Source organism: Nocardia coffeae (assembly GCF_019890715.1).
GTDB lineage: Bacteria > Actinomycetota > Actinomycetes > Mycobacteriales > Mycobacteriaceae > Nocardia > Nocardia jiangxiensis.
On sequence record NZ_JAINZY010000003.1, the window covers coordinates 383,458 to 401,068 of the forward strand.

At 67.0% G+C, this 17,611-nt stretch carries 21 protein-coding genes; 5 read left to right on the top strand and 16 right to left on the bottom strand.

Annotated features, from left to right (window positions below):
• Positions 1-7: 7 nt before the first annotated feature.
• The 8 genes from K7711_RS15150 to K7711_RS15185 form a co-directional block, all read right to left on the bottom strand.
• On the bottom strand, positions 8-370 hold the full coding sequence (locus K7711_RS15150; protein WP_040819000.1) for a MerR family transcriptional regulator: 363 nt from the start codon (positions 368-370) through the stop codon (positions 8-10).
• Positions 371-472: 102 nt separating this feature from the next.
• On the bottom strand, positions 473-871 hold the full coding sequence (locus K7711_RS15155) for an NUDIX hydrolase (RefSeq protein WP_222969907.1): 399 nt from the start codon (positions 869-871) through the stop codon (positions 473-475).
• Positions 872-896: 25 nt separating this feature from the next.
• Complete coding sequence (locus K7711_RS15160) at positions 897-1,424, bottom strand: hypothetical protein (protein WP_222969908.1); 528 nt, start codon at positions 1,422-1,424, stop codon at positions 897-899.
• A 64-nt stretch (positions 1,425-1,488) separates the two neighbouring features.
• Positions 1,489-2,289: a family 1 encapsulin nanocompartment shell protein gene (locus tag K7711_RS15165; protein WP_222970362.1), complete on the bottom strand. Its 801-nt coding sequence runs from the start codon at positions 2,287-2,289 to the stop codon at positions 1,489-1,491.
• 47 nt (positions 2,290-2,336) lie between these two features.
• Positions 2,337-3,356, bottom strand: coding sequence for a Dyp-type peroxidase (locus K7711_RS15170; protein ID WP_222969909.1), 1,020 nt, complete (start codon positions 3,354-3,356; stop codon positions 2,337-2,339).
• A gap of 56 nt (positions 3,357-3,412) precedes the next feature.
• Positions 3,413-3,739, bottom strand: a complete 327-nt coding sequence (locus K7711_RS15175) for a cupin domain-containing protein (protein ID WP_222969910.1) — start codon at positions 3,737-3,739, stop codon at positions 3,413-3,415.
• 121 nt (positions 3,740-3,860) lie between these two features.
• Complete coding sequence (locus K7711_RS15180) at positions 3,861-4,352, bottom strand: dihydrofolate reductase (protein WP_222969911.1); 492 nt, start codon at positions 4,350-4,352, stop codon at positions 3,861-3,863.
• Entirely contained in the window at positions 4,349-5,194 is an 846-nt protein-coding gene (locus K7711_RS15185) for a thymidylate synthase (RefSeq protein WP_222969912.1), read from the bottom strand. The genes K7711_RS15180 and K7711_RS15185 overlap by 4 nt, the downstream gene beginning before the upstream one ends.
• Positions 5,195-5,362: 168 nt before the next feature.
• Here K7711_RS15185 and cobF point away from each other — a divergent pair, with 168 nt between their 5' ends.
• A complete protein-coding gene (gene cobF, locus K7711_RS15190; RefSeq protein ID WP_222969913.1) occupies positions 5,363-6,112 on the top strand; it encodes a precorrin-6A synthase (deacetylating) in 750 nt (249 codons plus the stop codon).
• A 159-nt stretch (positions 6,113-6,271) separates the two neighbouring features.
• The gene (locus K7711_RS15195) at positions 6,272-7,138 is read left to right on the top strand and encodes an Fpg/Nei family DNA glycosylase (RefSeq protein ID WP_222969914.1); all 867 of its coding nucleotides are present in this window, start codon (positions 6,272-6,274) and stop codon (positions 7,136-7,138) included.
• A gap of 6 nt (positions 7,139-7,144) precedes the next feature.
• Here K7711_RS15195 and K7711_RS15200 read toward each other — a convergent pair whose 3' ends face one another.
• Both K7711_RS15200 and K7711_RS15205 read right to left on the bottom strand, forming a co-directional pair.
• Entirely contained in the window at positions 7,145-7,993 is an 849-nt protein-coding gene (locus tag K7711_RS15200; RefSeq protein ID WP_222969915.1) for a glycoside hydrolase domain-containing protein, read from the bottom strand.
• Between the two features lie 262 nt (positions 7,994-8,255).
• Positions 8,256-9,104, bottom strand: coding sequence for a class I SAM-dependent methyltransferase (locus K7711_RS15205; RefSeq protein WP_235747202.1), 849 nt, complete (start codon positions 9,102-9,104; stop codon positions 8,256-8,258).
• A gap of 82 nt (positions 9,105-9,186) precedes the next feature.
• Between K7711_RS15205 and K7711_RS15210 the strand changes: the two genes are divergently transcribed.
• Positions 9,187-9,774 (top strand): TetR/AcrR family transcriptional regulator, encoded by a 588-nt coding sequence (locus K7711_RS15210; protein ID WP_222969916.1) that lies wholly within the window; start codon positions 9,187-9,189, stop codon positions 9,772-9,774.
• A 4-nt stretch (positions 9,775-9,778) separates the two neighbouring features.
• On the opposite strand, the gene K7711_RS15215 is transcribed toward K7711_RS15210, so the two are convergent.
• The 6 genes from K7711_RS15215 to K7711_RS15240 form a co-directional block, all read right to left on the bottom strand.
• Positions 9,779-11,278: a carboxylesterase/lipase family protein gene (locus K7711_RS15215; protein WP_222969917.1), complete on the bottom strand. Its 1,500-nt coding sequence runs from the start codon at positions 11,276-11,278 to the stop codon at positions 9,779-9,781.
• A gap of 17 nt (positions 11,279-11,295) precedes the next feature.
• Positions 11,296-11,541 (bottom strand): DUF2630 family protein, encoded by a 246-nt coding sequence (locus K7711_RS15220; protein ID WP_222969918.1) that lies wholly within the window; start codon positions 11,539-11,541, stop codon positions 11,296-11,298.
• A gap of 10 nt (positions 11,542-11,551) precedes the next feature.
• The gene (locus K7711_RS15225; protein WP_222969919.1) at positions 11,552-11,938 is read right to left on the bottom strand and encodes an ArsR/SmtB family transcription factor; all 387 of its coding nucleotides are present in this window, start codon (positions 11,936-11,938) and stop codon (positions 11,552-11,554) included.
• Positions 11,939-12,039: 101 nt separating this feature from the next.
• Positions 12,040-12,819, bottom strand: coding sequence for an ABC transporter ATP-binding protein (locus K7711_RS15230; protein ID WP_235747203.1), 780 nt, complete (start codon positions 12,817-12,819; stop codon positions 12,040-12,042).
• Positions 12,816-13,895 carry a FecCD family ABC transporter permease gene (locus K7711_RS15235; protein WP_372460140.1) on the bottom strand — a complete coding sequence of 360 codons (1,080 nt, stop codon included), beginning with the start codon at positions 13,893-13,895 and terminating at the stop codon, positions 12,816-12,818. The genes K7711_RS15230 and K7711_RS15235 overlap by 4 nt, the downstream gene beginning before the upstream one ends.
• On the bottom strand, positions 13,892-15,115 hold the full coding sequence (locus K7711_RS15240; protein WP_235747204.1) for an ABC transporter substrate-binding protein: 1,224 nt from the start codon (positions 15,113-15,115) through the stop codon (positions 13,892-13,894). Before K7711_RS15240 ends, K7711_RS15235 begins: the two co-directional genes overlap by 4 nt.
• Before the next feature lie 196 nt (positions 15,116-15,311).
• On the opposite strand from K7711_RS15240, the gene K7711_RS15245 reads away from it, so the two are divergent.
• Together K7711_RS15245 and K7711_RS15250 are read left to right on the top strand one after the other, a co-directional pair.
• A complete protein-coding gene (locus K7711_RS15245; RefSeq protein ID WP_222969921.1) occupies positions 15,312-16,274 on the top strand; it encodes an ornithine cyclodeaminase in 963 nt (320 codons plus the stop codon).
• Positions 16,271-17,608, top strand: coding sequence for an alanine racemase (locus K7711_RS15250; RefSeq protein ID WP_222969922.1), 1,338 nt, complete (start codon positions 16,271-16,273; stop codon positions 17,606-17,608). Before K7711_RS15245 ends, K7711_RS15250 begins: the two co-directional genes overlap by 4 nt.
• Positions 17,609-17,611 lie beyond the last annotated feature (3 nt).

Below are 17,611 nucleotides of genomic sequence, written 5' to 3' on the forward strand. Positions count from 1 at the left end.
TCGCGCCTTACGGACGCAACGGAACTCCCGCATCGGTGAGCATCCGGGCGATCAGATCGCGGGAGTGGGTCAGTTCCGCGGCCAGTGCGTCCATCCGGCCCATTTCCGTGCGCAGGACCTCGACGAGTTCGGGACACCGTTCCAGGCGCGGTGTGGCGTTGCGGACGCAGGGCAGCGCCTGGCGGATGGTCTCGGTGGGCAGTCCGGCCGTCAGCAGTGCGCGGATCCGGCGCACGGTGTCGACGGCGGACTCCTCGTATTCGCGGTAGCCGTTGCCGCCGCGCAGCACCGTCAGCAGGCCCTGCTCCTCGTAGTACCGCAGGGATCGGCGGCTCACGCCGGTGCGCGCGGCCAGCTCCCCGATCAGCATGTTCACTCCTCGTGCCGGTCGCGGTCTCGACCTTGACGGTGGCGTCGAACTTCACCGTACCCGCATGACGAGTGATGCGCTGTGCCGCAACGATATCCGGTCTCACCAGTCGATGAGGCCGAGTTCGTGTAGATGGCGGAAGACCAGCATCGAGCCCGGGGCCACGTGTGACATGGCGGCGTATTCGCCGACGGTGAAATAGCGCAGCTCGGCGATCTCGCTGGTGGGGCGGGGATCGCCGCCGAGATCGGCGGTGAAGCAGGTCATGTGCAGCGCGGTGCCGGGGGTGTGGCCGTACGCCTCGCATTCGAAGACGCCGAGTTCGGCATAGTCGGTGACCTCGACGCCGAGTTCCTCGCGGACCTCGCGGTGCAGGGCCTGGACCGGGGTCTCGCCGGCATCGATCTTGCCGCCCGCCATGTAGAACACGTCCTTGCCCGTCGAACGTGCCTGCAGCAGACGGCGATCGCGGACGTATGCCAGCGCCGCGGTGCGAATCATGGTGGCCACCTTCGTATTCGGTTCGTCAGCGGGCGGTGGGCGGTGCCAGCTTCCAGTGTTCGTGCAGGGCGTTCGCGATCTCCGGTAGTACCGTCACCGGGACCCGCTTGTGCCGCAACATCTTCCGGATCTGCGCGACCTGTTCGCGCTTGCGGTGCTCGTAGGCGTTGGACACCGGGCGCACCACCGGCGGGATGGACAGCAGCAGCAGCTCGCCATGCTGCTCGTCGCCGCCGGACAGGTCCAGCGCCAACGCCCAGCGCGCCCGCTCGTCGAGGGTGAACCGCCCGGCCACTACCCGATCCCAGGCGATATCGCTCTCGTGCAGCGGGGTGCGCCGCGAGATCGCCCGATCGGTCAGCACCACCACATCGCGCCCGAACAGCGCGACCAGCACCGCGATGCCGACGGCGATACCCGCGAACAATCCGGTGAACACCCGGTTCAGCCCGAACGCGGCCACGGTCGCCCCGCAGATCAGCGCTGTCACCAGCACACCCAGCGTGCCGTAGATCAGCGCCCGCTGTCCGGGTACCACGCCCGCACGTACCATCGCCCTCGGTCCTTCCTGCCTCCGACAGCACCGTACCGGGCGTCGTGCGGCCGAGGAACCGAGGTCAGGGCCGCAGCGCGACCGCGGCCTCGGCGGTGTACACCAGGAAGGTCAGGCTCTCCTGGAAGTACAGCTGCACCGACTCCGCGTCGTGCGACAGGTAGCCGATCGAAAGATCCTGTCCCAGTTGCAGATCGAAGTCCCCGCCGCGAGTGGTCAGCACGAACGCGCCGTCGATGGCCGGCGCCCAGATGATGTCGCCGTCCGGGATCAGACGTTCGATATGGGTGCGGATCGGATAGCCGTGATCGGCGGTCTCGCTGACCGCGGTGTACAGATCGGCGTTCAGCAGCACCGAATACGGCCCGTCCACACCGGCCAGCCGCAGCTCGGTGACGGCCTGCGCGATGGCCTCCGGCGCCTGACGCGCGTCGGCGGGCGGGGCGATCGGCTCGTTGGACGAGGCCGCCCGGATCCCGGTGATGCCCGCGGCCGGATAACCCTCGAAGATCGCGCGATCCTCGGCGAAGGCGATCTTGCGCGCGGCGTCCTTGACCGCGTCCAGGTCCGTGTCGCGCCCGCCGCGCTCCACGTTGTCGAGCTCCTCGCGCGAGAGTGCGAACGGAACGCGCAACTCCACCACCGGCGCGACCTGCCGCTGCCGTGCCACGATGCCCTCGTCGGGCGCATCGATGACGGTGGTGCGGCCCAGTCCGACGGCGGAGAACGCGGTGCCGTGCGGGCCGGAGACGTCGACCACGCGACGTCCGGCGACATGCCGCTTGAACGTGCGCTTGGCCTCTTCCTCGATCGCCGACCACGCCTCGGAGGTGATCGGTGCGAGCTCGCGGTGCAGGTTGTTCATCGCTGGAGTCCTTTCGACGTGGCCGGACCGGTCGGGCCCTGACTCGGTCATGCTGTGCCCTTCCTCAATGTGCCGATGGCGAGAGAGCCGTTCCCGGAGCTCGCGACCGCGGGCGTGTCCACGGATTCGGCTGTCGCGGACGGGGGATCGGGCAGATCGTCCAGGAATCCCGCGGGCGGGGTGAAGAACAGTGTGCCGGTGACCGCGGTGGAGAAATCCAGGATGCGGTCGTAGGCGGCCTCGTCGCTGCCCAGGAACATCCGCTCGAGCATGCGCTCGGTGACGCTCGGCGTCGCGGCGTAGGCGATGTAGTACGTGCCGAATTCGCCCTCGCGCACACTGCCGAAGGGCATGTTCGCGCGCAGAATCTGACGTTGCGTACCGTCCGGGTCGTACAGCGTGTTGACCGCGACGTGCGAATTCGCGGGCTTGTCCGCATCGGACATCTCGTAATCGCCCAGCTTGGTCCGGCCGATCACCAGCTCCTGCTCGGACACCGGCAGCGCGTTCCAGGTTTCCAGATCGTGCAGATACTTCTGCACGATGACGTAACTGCCGCCCGCGAACGCCGGATCCTCCGCGCCGATCAACGCCGTCGAGGCCGCGAGCGCCCCCTCCGGATTCTCGGTGCCGTCCACGAAGCCGAGCAGGTCGCGCTGTTCGAAATAGCGGAAGCCCACCGTCTCGTCCACGATCGTGACCGCACCGCGCAGCCGGTCGCCGATCACCATCGCCAATTCGAAACAGGCGTCCGCGGATTCGGCCTTGATGTGGAACAGCAGATCTCCGGGAGTGGCCGGAGCCGTGTGTCTCGGGCCCTGGTAGGCGGGGAACTCGTGCAGTTCGGCCGGGCGCGGACCGGCGAACAACCTGTCCCAGGCGGCGGAACCGATGCTGACGATGCAGGCCAGATTTGCGCCCGGTAGCCGGAAGCCCACCGAACGACGGAGCCCCGGCAGGTCCGCGAGCAGATCGCGGACCGTGCTCTCACCGCCTTCGCCGATGGTGGCGACCAGGAACAGGGCGGCCGGGCTGAGCGGATCGAGGATCGGCTGCGATTCACTCATGATCGACAGCGTACGGGGGCGCACCGACATATGCGCCGAATGGGTCCGCGCGCTCGCTATTTCGCGACTGTGAGCAGGAAGGCGACGTCTTCGACGGCGGACACGCTGTGTCGGGCCGACGGCACGATCAGCAGATCACCCGGCGAGCCCTTCCACTCGTTGGCTCCGCTGAACAGGGTGAGTGTGCCGGAGAGCACCTGCAGGGTGGCCTCGCCTAGATTGTCGTGCTCGGCCAGGCTCTGTCCCGCAGTCAGCGCGATGACGGTCTGCCGCAGCGAATGCGTGTGGCCGCCGCAGAGCGTCTGGGAACTGCGCCCACTGGTATTGGCCGCGGCCAGCTTGAGCTGCTGGCGGGCCACTGCGGTCAGCGATTTCTTGTCCATGAACAGCCTTTCACGCCTGTGCCGTGCGAGTTGTCACGGGTTGAATAGTCGTGAGTATGCCGCAGCCGCCTGGCGATAACGTGCTGTTTCACATTGCAATTCGATGTTCGGCCGTGATCGGCTACGCCGCGCGCCTGGTGTAGTGCCGGATGCGGTAGCGCAGACCGGTGCTGGACTGCTCCCACGGCCCGTCCGCCGCGATCCATTCCGGGCCGATGGCTGGGGCGTAGGCGTCGCCATCGATCTCGGCGTCCACCTCGGTGACCATCAGTTCGGTCGCGTATTGCATTGCGGCACGGTAGATTTCGCCGCCACCCATCACCCACAGCGGATCCGGGCCGGACGTGCGCAGCGCCTGCTCCAGCGAGTCGGTGTACTCGGCGCCGACGGCGGAGAAGTCCGGCTGCCGGGTGATGACGATATTGCGGCGTCCGGGCAGCGGGCGGAAACGCTCCGGCAGCGAATCCCAGGTGCGACGTCCCATCACCACCGGATGACCGCCGGTGACCTTCCGGAAATGGGCCATATCCTCGGGAATGTGCCAGGGGATCGTATTGTCCCGGCCGATCACGCCGTTGTTCGCCTGCGCCCAGATCAAGCCGATGTGCGTCATACCGCGACCGGGGCCTTGATCGCCGGATGATGCTGGTATCCGACCAGTTCCACGTGGGAGTACTCGTAGTCGAACAGCGACGGCGCCGGGCGCAGATGCAGTTGCGGGAACGGATACGGCTCCCGGCCGAGCTGTTCGCGCACCTGCTCGACGTGGTTGTCGTAGATGTGGCAGTCTCCGCCGGTCCAGATGAACTCGCCGGGGGTCAGTTCGGTCTGCTGGGCGACCATCAGGGTCAGCAGCGCGTAGCTGGCGATGTTGAACGGCACCCCCAGGAACAGATCCGCGCTGCGCTGATACAGCTGGCAGGAGAGTTTGCCGTCGGCGACGTAGAACTGGAACAGCGCATGGCAGGGAGCCAGCGCCATCCGGTCCAGATCGGCGACGTTCCAGGCCGAGACGATCATCCGCCGCGAGTCCGGATTGGTCCGCAGGGTGTGCAGGACCTGTGAGATCTGATCGATCTGCGATCCGTCGGGGGTGGGCCAGGACCGCCACTGCACCCCGTAGACCGGGCCCAGTTCACCCTTCGCATCGGCCCATTCGTCCCAGATGCTCACCCCGTGCTCGTGCAGCCAGCCCACGTTCGAATCGCCGCGCAGGAACCACAGCAGCTCGTACGCGATCGATTTCAGATGCACTTTCTTGGTGGTGACCAGCGGGAAGGCCGTCGACAGGTCGTACCGCAACTGATGGCCGAACACACTGCGGGTGCCGGTGCCGGTGCGATCGGCCTTCGGCGTCCCCGAGGTCAGAACCAGCCGCAGCAGATCCTCGTACTGGGTATCGGGTGCGACGCCGGATACCGTGTCCGGCACCGTGACCAGGCGCGAGTCCTCCATAACTGGAAGCTTACGCACCTTACGCAGGGCGGGGCCGCGGGGTGAGCAGCCGTCGCGCGGGCGGTCGCCGAGCGGAGCCGTTGGGCCTGCGCGACGGCCGACCGTGCGTGCACCCGCAGGGCCTACCGGGGGAGCTGCTGGTCGGGGCGGTTTGGCAAGCTTGCCGATGTGCGGAAGCTCTATGTGATCGGGATCGGGGCCGGTGATCCGGACCAGGTGACGGTGCAGGCCGTCAAGGCGATGCGCCGGGCCGAGGTGTTCTATGTCATCGGCAAAGGTGAGGCCAAGCGGGAGCTGGTCGAGGTGCGGACCGCGATTCTGGCAGAGCATATGGATCGGGAGTATCGGATCGTGGAGATCGCCGATCCGCCGCGGGAGCGCACCGTCGCGGACGGGGAGTACCGCGATGTCGTGCTGGATTGGCACGAGCGACGGGCGGCGTTGCTGGGTGAGGCGTTCGCCGAGTACGACGGTGTCGGGGCGATCCTGGTGTGGGGGGATCCCTCGCTGTACGACAGCACGCTGCGGATGATCGAGCGGGTCGATGCCCGCACGCCGCTGGACTACGAGGTGATTCCGGGGGTGACCAGCGCACAGGCCCTGGCCGCTCGGCATCGGATCGTGCTGCACGAGATCGGCGAGCCGGTGCACATCACCACCGGTCGTCGTCTGCGCGAGGAAGGGCTGCTGCCCGGTGTGCCCACGGTGGTGATGCTGGACGGCGAAACCTCGTTCACCGGAGTTCCCGGCGACGACGTGCACATCTGGTGGGGCGCGTATCTGGGCATGCCCGACGAGGAGCTCATCGAGGGGCCGCTGCGTGCGGTGGAGTCACGAATCCTCCAGCGCCGCAACGAACTCCGTGAGAATAAGGGGTGGATAATGGATATCTACCTGCTGCGTCGCGAGGTCGGCTGAGTATCGAGAACACCGGTGCTCGCGGAGGGCGTGGCGCGCCCGGTGGCCTGGTCACGCGAGCGATGGCGACCCGGGCCGGTTTTCCTCGCTCGGCTCGTCCACAACGGTGATCCCGTGCTTCGGGCATGGATTGTCGGTGCTCGCCGGTAGTGTGCAGGGGTGCCCGAATTACCCGAGATCGTGGCGCTCGAGCGGTTCCTGGTCGAGCATGCGGTGGGTGCGGTGGTGGGGCGAGTGGATGTCGCGGCGCTGAGTGTGCTCAAGACATTCGATCCGCCGATCGCCGCACTGTCCGGTCGTGATGTCACCGGGGCGGGGCATTGGGGAAAGCATCTGGGGTTGGACTGCGGTGGGCTGTGGTTGATCACCCATCTGTCGCGGGGCGGTTGGCTGCGCTGGATCGATGAGCCGGGGCAGACCCCGCCCAAACCGGGCAAGGGACCGTTGGCGCTGCGGGTGCATCTGTTCACTCCCGAGGGGGCGACCCCGGCATTCGATCTGACCGAGGCGGGGACGAAGAAACGCCTCGCCGTGTGGATCGTCGAGGACCCGCGGAGCGTGCCCGGGATCGCCCGCCTGGGCCCGGACGCGCTGGAGGTCACCGGCGAGGAGTTCGCCGCCCTGCTGCACGGCACGGCCCAGCGACTCAAAACCGTGCTGGCCGATCAGGTGGTGATCGCCGGAATCGGCAACGCCTATTCCGACGAGATCTTGCATGCGGCAAAGCTTTCCCCGTTCGCCACGGCAAACCGCCTGACCCCCGAGGAGGTCGAGCGGCTGTACGCGGCGATGCGCGAGATCCTCACCGATGCCATCGATCGCTCGGTCGGCCAGGAGGCGGCGAAACTCAAGGGCGAGAAGCGATCCGGACTGCGTGTGCACGCCCGCACCGGGCTGCCCTGTCCGGTCTGCGGCGATACCGTGCGCGAGGTCGCGTACGCGGACAAGTCGTTCCAGTACTGCCCGACCTGTCAGACCGGCGGCAAGATTCTCGCCGACCGGCGCATGTCGCGGCTGCTGAAATAAGGCGGCTCAGGCCCCTGTGGAAGGCGGTTGATAGCCCGCGATACCGAGGTGCGCACCGATTTCCGCGAGTGCGTCCACGATCGTCCGGCCGTTCAACTGGGGCCATCCGGCGAATATCGCGGGCATCGCGTCCCGCGTGCCTTCGCCGCCGAGTTGATCGATCGTCAGATCCGTATGGTAGAGCAGCCATTTCAGGGCGTCGCCGACAGAGACCTGATTTCCGTATGCGTCGGTGATGGTGTCGCTCAACTGCATATCTCCTCCTAGGCTCCATTGGCCGAAATCAACTGTCAGGGATTGGTCGATATCGCATTCGACGCCATTGACGTAGGCGTATCCGAGCGAGACGTTCTGCAGAATATTGATGCGCGGATCCTGATTTCCGCCGCTCCATGCCTGCGTCTGCCATCCCCAGGTGGCCACGCCCGCGTCCAGTGCCCGCGAGACGGGCCAGTAACCGCCGTAAATGCCCACGTTGTCCGTGCCGAGAACGGTTGCCGCGCCTTGGAGGTAGGCGTTGATCGGGGTCTGCTGTTCGGGTGTGGCGTCGAAATCGGCCGAGAAATAGATCGGGCGGCTCGCCGAACCGCCGCAGGCGAGTGCCTGATTCAGTGCCGCCTGCGCATCGGAACGTCCGGCTTCGTATCCGTCCAGCATCCGATCGGCCGTGGTCTCCCAATTCGAGACTATGTCGATACCGTTGGCGCGCAGATCATCCGCTTCGGCCGGAGTGAGCAGTTTCCCGGGAAGTCCCGGACCGCCCGATGCGAGATAACGGCAGACGAATCGATATCCGGCGGCCGCGATGGCCGCGCCCCCGGGAATTCCTCCGGCGTAATCCAAGCCGTTGGCCATGTCAGTCCTCCCCGATCGACGACGAGCCTGATTCAGCCTCGGGCGGGTGGGATTTCATCATGAAAGAATTGGCGTGCATACGAATTCCTCACTCTTCCAAGGGAATCGAGAGACAGTACGCGAACCGTCCCTTCAATCTTGGCAGAGTGCGGCGCAACGGGCAAGCAAATCCGCCGCCGAAATCCGCTGCGGCACGACGGCGTGGAGAAAACGGACGTCCAGTTCGATGCGAATCGGTAAAACTGTTGCAGTACAACGGAATCTACATATCTTCGGCTTTCCGCACGGCGGTGGTCGCGGCGGTGGTGTACGCCATCGTGAAGCTGCCGCCCATGTCATCGATCACCGCGCCGACGCCGGCCAGGATCTCGGCCAGCCGATCCGGTTCGAGCCGGGTGAACAGACCCGTCGTCGGCAACTGGTCGAGCCATTCGGCACGGGTGTAGGTGCACTGCCACTCGAACTGCCACCGTTGCGGCTCCTCGAATAGGCCCCCGGCGCGAATACCGTCGGCGGCCATGTCGAAGAATCCCTGATAGGCGTCCATGGCCGGGCGGGCCGGCTGATCGGCGAACGGCGAGTCGGGGATCACCTGCCGGTAGACCGCGTGCACGCGCTCGGCCATCTCGGGCGGCAACTGGAAGACGTGGTTGAACGGTGCGAGCAGCCCGCCGGGACGCAGCACTCGCCCGGCCTGCGCGGCTCCGGCGATCGGATCCACCCAGTGCCACGCCGTCGCGGACACCACCGCGTCGAATCGCCGACCGCGCGATTCCCACTGCTCGAAAGTGGCCACCTCGGTGTCGATTCCGGTGCCGCGCGCGAATTCGGCCATCCGGGCATCGGGTTCCACGCCGAGCACCGTGCATCCCAGGTCCCGGAACTGCCGTGCGGCGATGCCGGTTCCGGAGCCGACGTCGAGGATCTCACCGCCGGGCGCGGCATCGCGGATTCGCTCGATCAGCTCCCTGGGGTAGGGCGGGCGGGCGCGGTCGTAGCGGGCGGCGTCCACGCCGAAGGATTCGGCCATGGCGCGGGCCTCGTGCGGGGTGGCCGCGGTCCGGTCCGGCTCGGGTCGGGATCGCGGCTGTTCGGGCGGTAGAGTGGGCATGCGCCCACGGTAGTGGGCACTTGCCCACTCGACAATGATCCGGGCGATCGATCGCGTTCGCCCTGAGCGGAAAGGAGTGCCGGTGCCCACGGGAGTGGCCCTGCGCGATGTGCGCGAGCAGTTGTTCGGTGCGGCCGAACGCATCCTGCTCCGAGACGGTCCCGACGCGCTGACCAGCCGGGCGGTCACGACGGAGGCGGGCTGCGCGAAGGGCGTACTGCACCGGCACTTCACGGATTTCGACGAATTCCTGGCCGAACTCGTCCAGGACCGGATCGCCCGGGTCGGCGCACAGGCGCACGCGCTCGAGCGGGCCGCCGGGACCGGAACGGTCGTCGCGAACCTCACCGGCGCGCTGACGGATCTGTTCGGCACCGTCGCCGTCTCGATCGTCAGCCTCGTCATCTTCCGCGACGAACTGCGGGCCCGGCTGCGTCGCACCCAGCCGACCGGAATCCCGTTGCTGCGCGAGGCGGGGGAGATGCTCGCGGCCTACCTGCGGCGTGAGCGCGAACTCGGGCGCATCGCCGCCGACGCCGATATCGACACGCTCGCACCGACATTGATCGGCGCGGCGCATATGCGCTTCGCCGACCGGTCCGCGGCACCGGAGCCCGAACAGGTCGCGAAGATGGTGACCACGGTCCTGGCCGCGGCGTTGCCGGGGTAGCGGCTCAGCTCGCCACCTGGACCCGAACCCCTTCCCAGGCAAGGCGTTTGGACTTGTCCGGATCAACCTCGAGTCGCGGCGGGGAGTCGATGACGCGGGTGGTGCGGCGCTGCTCGCTGTATTCGGGCCAGGACGACAACGGTGTGCCGGTCCGCGCGAAAGCCAGCCAGTTGTCCTGGAATTCGCGCTGTACCGCGCGGAAACCCCTGCGCCCGCCCGCGGCGGTGAGTGCCCGGCCGATCGCGGAGTCCACCCCGCCGAAGACCGGGATCAGATCCAGCGCGTGCGTCGCGCCGAAACCGGCCAGCCGGACCGCGCGCGGTGCGAAGTCGAAGCGGTAGGCGTAGGTCGGCGCGTAGCGGCTGTGCCCGGCCATCACCTCGAGCGAGGGCCGCCAGAACACGAAATCGCCGCCCGCGCGCACCGCGGTCTTCGGGGCCGGGTAACCGGGATAGGCTGCGGCGATACGGGATTCGGCGCCTTCGGAACCGGCCAGGACCTTGCGCATGCGCTCCGGAGTGGTCGGCAAGGTGTCGTCGAAGCGCGTGAACAGCGTCGCCTCGTTGCGATTGGTGCCGATGATCAGTGGCAGCCGATGGGCCGTGCCGTTCACGATCGCGTCGATCGGAGCCTCGGGCAGATAGTCGCCGTCCACGACCGGGGAGGTGGCGAAGGTGCCCGGATACTGCCGGGTCCACTTACTCAGCCGGGATTCCACCGCCTTGCGGATATCGTTGGCGCTGGCCTCGCCGAGTGCCTGCGCCGCGTTTTCCGGTGTGGCGCCGAGCTTTTCGACGCAGGTGCGGGCGAACAGCCGGGCCTGTTCGGCGGTGATCGCCCAGTCGGCGGGTGCGCTCTGGGCGATGGCGCGATGGAACAGGCCGCCCGCGGCGGGCGCGGCCAGCAGCGAGAGCACCGCGTGTGCACCCGCGGATTCGCCGAATATCGTGACGTTGTCCGGATCTCCGCCGAATGCGGCGATGTTGCGCTGCACCCACTCGAGCGCCGCCACCTGATCGCGCAGACCGAGGTTCGAGTCGAAAGGCCGTTCGGGCGTGGAGAATTCGCTGAAATCGACGTAGCCGAACGCGCCGAGCCGATAGTTGATCGATACGACGACGACGTCACCGCGAACCGCCAGGCCCGTACCCGAATACAGGCTCAGTGCCGAGGTGCCGATCAGGTACGCACCGCCGTGGATGAACACCATGACCGGACGCGGGGTGGACGACGGCTCCGCCGGGGCGACCACATTCAGCGTCAGGCAATCCTCGCCGGTCGGCTGTGTGGTGCGTGGGCCGATCCGGGCGCCCGAGCGATGCTGCATCGCGGCGAATCCGAATTCGGTGACATCACGCACCCCCTGCCACGGCTGCACCGGTTGCGGAGCCCGGAACCGCAGCTCGCCGACCGGAGCAGCCGCGTAGGGAATGGAACGCCAGCGCACCACGTGACGGCCGCGATGGCCGCGAACCACGCCGTCCGCGGTGGAAATCTCTGCCATGGGGACGATGGTAGCTGTTACTGCAGGTATCCCTCGACCTGCTTGGCGGGGTTGACCTGGGCATCATCGGGATCGCCACCCTGATCGATCCGGGCCCGCCGCTGCCGCAGCAGGTCCCAGCACTGGTCGAGCTGTACTTCCAGCTCGGCCAACTGCGCCCGCTCGGCCTCCTGGCCGAGCGCCCCCTCTGCCGCCTTGGACCGGAGCTGATGCTCCCGATCCACCAGTTCGGTGATCCGCGCGAGGACATCATGTTCGGACATGAGGCCGAGTTTAGTGGCCTCCGGTCTGTCGGGCGTGCACAGCGGGGATCCCGTGGGCGGTTCGGTCGGGGGACGGGCGCCGGTACTGGTGCCGACGCTGCGGAGCCTGGGGGGAGTGCAGATCCGGACGGGGCGGCTGGGGGAATTGCGACAGCCATGAGGTCAGCCGGTGGAGTCCATCGATATCGACGGTGTAGAACCGGTTCATCCCGGCCGGGCGCACCGTTGCCAGACCATTGTCGAGTAGTGCCTTGAGATGCTGTGATACCGCTGCTTCGGAAATTCCGCGTTGTTCGCTGATGGTCCGGGTGATCGCTCCGGAACTTTTTTCACCCGATGCGAGCAATTCGAGAATTTGTCGGCGAGCCGGGTTGCCGAGAACTCCAAAGGCGTCCATGTGGAAATAATAGAGAAATCTATATTAGAGGACGATGAGAAGGTGATGGACGTCCTGGTTTGCCCGGCCCGGCACGAGGGAACCGCCGCGTACGCGGCGGATCAGACCTCCGTGACGTATGCAGAGGTGGCCGCCAGCGCGAGCGTGTCGTCATCGCTGAAATGGATTCTCGCGTTGACCCGGTAGACCTCGCGCAGCATATCCTCGGTGATCACTTCGCGCGGTGCGCCGACGGTGTGCACGCTGCCATCGTGCAGCACCACGACATGGTCTGCGAACCGCGCCGCATGCGTCAGGTCGTGAATTGTGGTTATCACGACCGCGGGTTGTTCTTCGGCATATTGCCGGACGAGTTCGAGCATTTTCAGTTGATTGTGCAGGTCCAGACTGCTCGTCGGTTCGTCGAGCAACAACACCGACGGTCGTCGCACGATGGCCTGGGCCAGGCTGACCAATTGTCGTTGCCCGCCGGACAGATGTGCCATCCTGCGCCCGGCGAACTCGGTGAGGCCGACCTGTGCCAGGACGTCGGACACCAGATCCACGGTGGCGCGTTCGACCCGGAACCCGGCCCGCTGCTGATACGCCAGCAGCACATTCTCGAAGACGGTCAGCGTGGTGGCGGGCGGCGGATCCTGCGGCAGATACAGCACAGAGCCTTGCTGACCTGCGCCGTTGCCGTTGCCGTTGCCGTTGCCGAGGGTGATCGTGCCGGAATGCCGGTGCAGTCCCGCGATGCAGCGCAGCAGCGTGGACTTCCCGGCACCGTTGGGGCCCACGACCGCGTACATCTCACCGGGCCGGAACGCCGGCAGCGAGATCGACCGCAGGATGGGGGTGCGGCCGTAGGTGAAGTCGAGATTCTCGACGGTGAGGGTCATGTCCATGTCCGCTGTCGCCGGGTCATGATGATGAGCAGGAAGACCGGAACGCCGACCAGCGAGGTGATGACGCCGACCGGGATGATCACGCCCGGCACGACGATCTTGCTGACCATCGAGGCCCCGGTGAGCAGTGTCGCGCCGCTCAGGATCGAGGCGGTGAGGAAGTAGCGCTGATCCTCGCCGACCAGGATCCGCGCGATGTGCGGGCCGACGAGTCCGATGAAACCGATGGTGCCCGCGATCGATACGGCGGTGGCGGCCAGTAGTGAGACGCCCACCAGTGCGATGGTGCGCATCCGGTCGACCGGTACGCCCAGGGCGTTGGCGCGGTCGTCACCCATCCGGAACGCGGTCAATGTCCATGCCTGCCAATAGAAGAAGGGCAGCAGTACCGCGGTGACGACCGCGAGGGTGCCGATCTGCGGCCACGTCGCGCGGCTGAGACTGCCCAGCGTCCAGAACACCACCTGCTGCAGTTGCACCTCGGAGGCGACGTACTGCATCAGCGCGAGCAGTGCGTTGAACAGGAAGACGATGGCGATTCCCAGCAGGATCATGGTTTCCGCGCCGGTGCCGCGCAACCGGCTGAAGCCCAGGATGATCAGGCAGGCCCCGATCGCGAATATCCATGCGCTGCCTGCCATTCCGAGTTCGTTGCCCAGGGGCAGCAGGCTGGTGATCCCGGTGACGGCGGCCAGCGCCGCGCCGAAGCCCGCGGCGGCGGAGACGCCGAGCGTATAGGGCTCGGCGAGCGGATTGTTCAGGATCGTCTGCATCCCGGCGCCGGCCGCGGCCAGCGCGCCGCCGACCAGAATCCCGGTGACCGACATGGGAAGCCTTATGCCCCAGACGATCTGGTCGTCGACGGCGGGCGCGTGCCCCGGCGTCAAGGCCGCGCGGAGCAGATCACCCACGGGCATCGGCGCGCCGCCGATCATGACGTCACCGCAGAACACCACCACCGTGAGCAGTGCCAGTGCGGTGACGATCAGCATCCGGCGACGGTTCAGCGCGCGGTAGCCCTCCTGCGCGGAGACCGCTCGTTCGACCGGCGTCCGGTGCACGGTGGTCACGACAGGCCCGTCGAGAAGGTGCCGCCGGCGGAGATCGGCAGGAACTTCGTATGCAGTTCGGTCAGTTCGGCACCGGGGTCCACATCGCCGAACAGTTCGGGATGCAGCCATTTCGCCATCCACTCGATGGCCAGGTAGTTGTACGGCGAATCGTAGAAGTGGTGCCACAGCGCGAAGGTCCGATGGTCGCGGACCGCGGCGAGGGTGTCGAAGCCCGGCTGTTTCGATACGACCGACGCCAGCTGGCTGCGCGCCGCCTCGGGGGTCTCGTCGTAGCCGAGCGCCACGAAACCGCCCGCCTTGACCGGTGTCTTGCCCGGCGCCCAGTTGGCACCGGTGGCGATGATGACCGCGGGGTTGCGCTCGAGGATCTTCTCCGGCGAGAGCGTGCCCTGCGGGGTGGACAGCAGTTCGTCACCGAGGTTTGCCCCGCCCGCCGCGGCGAGGATCGCGGCGAGATTGCTGCGCGCGAAAGTCGAACAGCAGTCGTAATAACCGGGCGCTCGCCACAGGAAGGCCGGTGTCGGGGTCGCGTGCGCGGCGGCCAGCCGGTCGCGCACCATCGTGACTTTCGCCTGGTAGTAGTCGATGAATGCCTGGGCCTGCTGCTCGCGGCCGAAGATCTGGCCGAGTGCGCGAATGCTGGGCACGGTGTGCGCCACGGGGTCGACGAAGTAGTCGATCACGACCGTCGGGATACCGGCCTTGTCCAGCTTGCTGACGATTCCGGCGTCCTGCGCCGCCTTGAAACTCGCTGCGCTGACGACGAATACATCCGGACGCAGTTGCAACGCCTGTTCGGCGGACAGCGATCCGGCCGAGATCTCACCGGTGGTGGTGACCTTGTCGATCTGCGGGAAGCGCGCCCGGTACTTGTCGTACGTGTCGGGGTCGTTCTGCAGCAGATCGTCCGGCCAGCCCGCCACGTCGCGAGTGGGGTCGTCCTTGTTCAGGAACGCGGTGGTGTAGATCAGCCGCTGCCCGCCCAGGAGGACCCGGTGCGCCGGCAGCCGCACCTGGACCTTGCGCCCGAGCGCATCGGTGATCGTCGTCGTGCGCCCGTCCGACGCGGTGGTCGTGCTCGGACTGCAACCGCTGATCAACAGCACCAGGACCGTCGTGAGCAGAACCGCGATCGACAACGCTCGCCTGCGCGGGCGGGGCGGGGTCTGCGAGCTGCCCGGTTGCCGACCCGAGCCGGATGACATATAGCTGGACATATTTGGTTAGCCTTCCCTCATCTCTGGAAAGGCTAGGCATCCGGTTCGGATGATGTCAACGGCGACGGGCGAGCCCGAAAGTTGCCCTGACCAAGACTTTCCTTAAATCCTTGCAGTAGCTGATTAGGTAAGGCTAGCCTTCGAATCGCCGCGTCTTCTCAGCGGATTCCCAGCACCACGATTGGACCGCATCCCCATGCATATCCTCACCCGGAGCGATCTGGCGGACCTGCAGGTGTCCCCGTCGGATGTGATCAGTGCCGTCGAAGACGGCTACCTCGCCTTCGCGCGGGGCGAGTCCCGATGCCCGACCAAACTGATGATGCCGCTGCCCGACGAGCGGCGTGATTCGGTGTCGTATTCGATGCTCGGCTACGACGCCAACCTCGAACACCTCGGTTTCAAGACCTCGTATCGCCAGGGCAGCCAGACCAACGAGAAGTACTACACCACGATCACTCTGTACGACGACGCGACCGGACTCCCGTTCGCGCTGATGGATTGCCAGCGCATCGGCGCCTCGCGCACACCGGCCACCACCGCGTTGATCGCACGCTCGTGTGCCGCGCCCGGCGCGCGCTCGGCGTTGATGATCGGCACCGGGGTGCAGGGGGTGAACACCCTGCCGTATCTGCTGACGGTGCTGCCGGACCTGGCGACCGTCCGGCTGTTCGGCACCCACCCCGAGGGCATAGCCTCCTCGAAACGCACACTGCGCGAACACTTCCCGGACCGTGAACTGGAGATGGTCGAGGATGTGCAGGAGGCGGTCGCGGCCTCCGACATCGTCGTCGTCGCCTCCGGCCGCGCCGCGCATCCGCCGATCGATGTGCGGTGGCTGCCGCCCGGCGGGTTGATGATCTCGGTCGCCAGCAAGGGCGTCGCGGCCGGCGCGATGCGCGATTCGGACTACAACATCACCACGAGCATCGGCCAATTGGGCGTCACCGGAACACGATTGGCGTCCGGGGGAGAGGTGCGTGTCGACGCGGTACTGCCCGACATCCTCGCCGGGCAGTCACCGGGCCGTCGCACGCCGACCGACCGGGTGTTCGCATTCTCCAGTGGCATGATCATCACCGATATTCCGGTCGCGCACGCCTTCGCCACCCGTGCCATCGCCGCCGGACGAGGACAGAACGTCGAATTATGGACATGACAGTGTCGAATCAGATCACCGCGCCGAATATCGGCCCTGCCCTCGCGGCCCGGCAGTCGGAGTGGGCGTCGGCGATCCAGGCCGATCCCGCGCTGCTCGGTGATATCGCGCACGCGGTCGGCGGCCCGTTCCACGTCATCGACCCCGGCCGGTTCGCCGCCAATCTGGACGCGTTCCGCGCCGCCCTGCGCGCCGCGGGCGTGCAGGGCCGAATCTACTTCGGCAAGAAGGCCAACAAGGCCGGAGCCTGGCTGGACGAATGCGCGCGGCACGAGGGCGGGGTCGACGTCGCCAGCGCCCCGGAACTGGTGCACGCACTCGGTCACGGTGTGCGTGGTCGCGAGATCGTCGTGACCGGACCCGCCAAATCCACCGAACTGCTCTGGCTCGCCGCCCGGCACGAATGCCTGATCGCGATCGACGATCTCGATGAGCTGGAGCGGCTCGTCGACGTCGGCCTCGCCGCCCGGATTCTGCTGCGGGTACTGCCGCCCACCGGTCCGAACAGCCGATTCGGGTTGGATCCCGAGCAACTCGACCGCGCCCTGGAACGTTGTGTGCAGCTGCGCGAGGACATCACGATGGACGGGTTCTCCTTCCATCTCGACGGCTACCTGCCGCAACCGCGGGCCGAACTGGCGAACGAGCTGATCGACCGCTGCCTGGACGCGCGGGCGCGCGGACTGGCCGCCACGGCGATCGACATCGGCGGCGGATTCGCCTGCGACTACGTCGATCCCGAGGACTGGCGACGTTTCCAGGACGACTATTCCGACGAATGGTTCCACGCCGCAAAGCAATTCAACCGCTTCTACCCCTACCATCAGGCGCCGGTCGGGGCGGATATGCTCACCGCCGTCCTGGCACGGGTCGGAGCGCGTTTCGTCGAGACCGGCACCCGGCTGCTGTGCGAACCCGGGCGGGCGCTGCTCGATCAGGCGGGGTTCACGGTGTTCCCGGTGCAGGGGTGCAAGGCGCGCGGTGATCATTTCGCGGTCACCGTCGGCGGACTCAGCATGAGCATCTCCGAACAGTGGAAGGGCAGTGAATTCCTGCCCGATCCGCTGCTGTGGCCCGCCGCCGGCTCCGCCACCGCCGATGGCCCGATCGCCGCCTTCATCGGCGGTTCCAGCTGCCTGGAGTACGACGTATTGACCTGGCGCAAAATAGCTTTCGAGCGAGCGCCGCGATACGGCGACCTGATCGTCTACCCCAACACCGCCGGATATCAGATGGACAAGAACGAGAGTGGCTTCCATCAGTTGCCGCTGCCGCCCAAGGTCCGCGTCCACACCCGGGACGGTCGGTACACCTGGTCGATCGACTCCCACTGATAC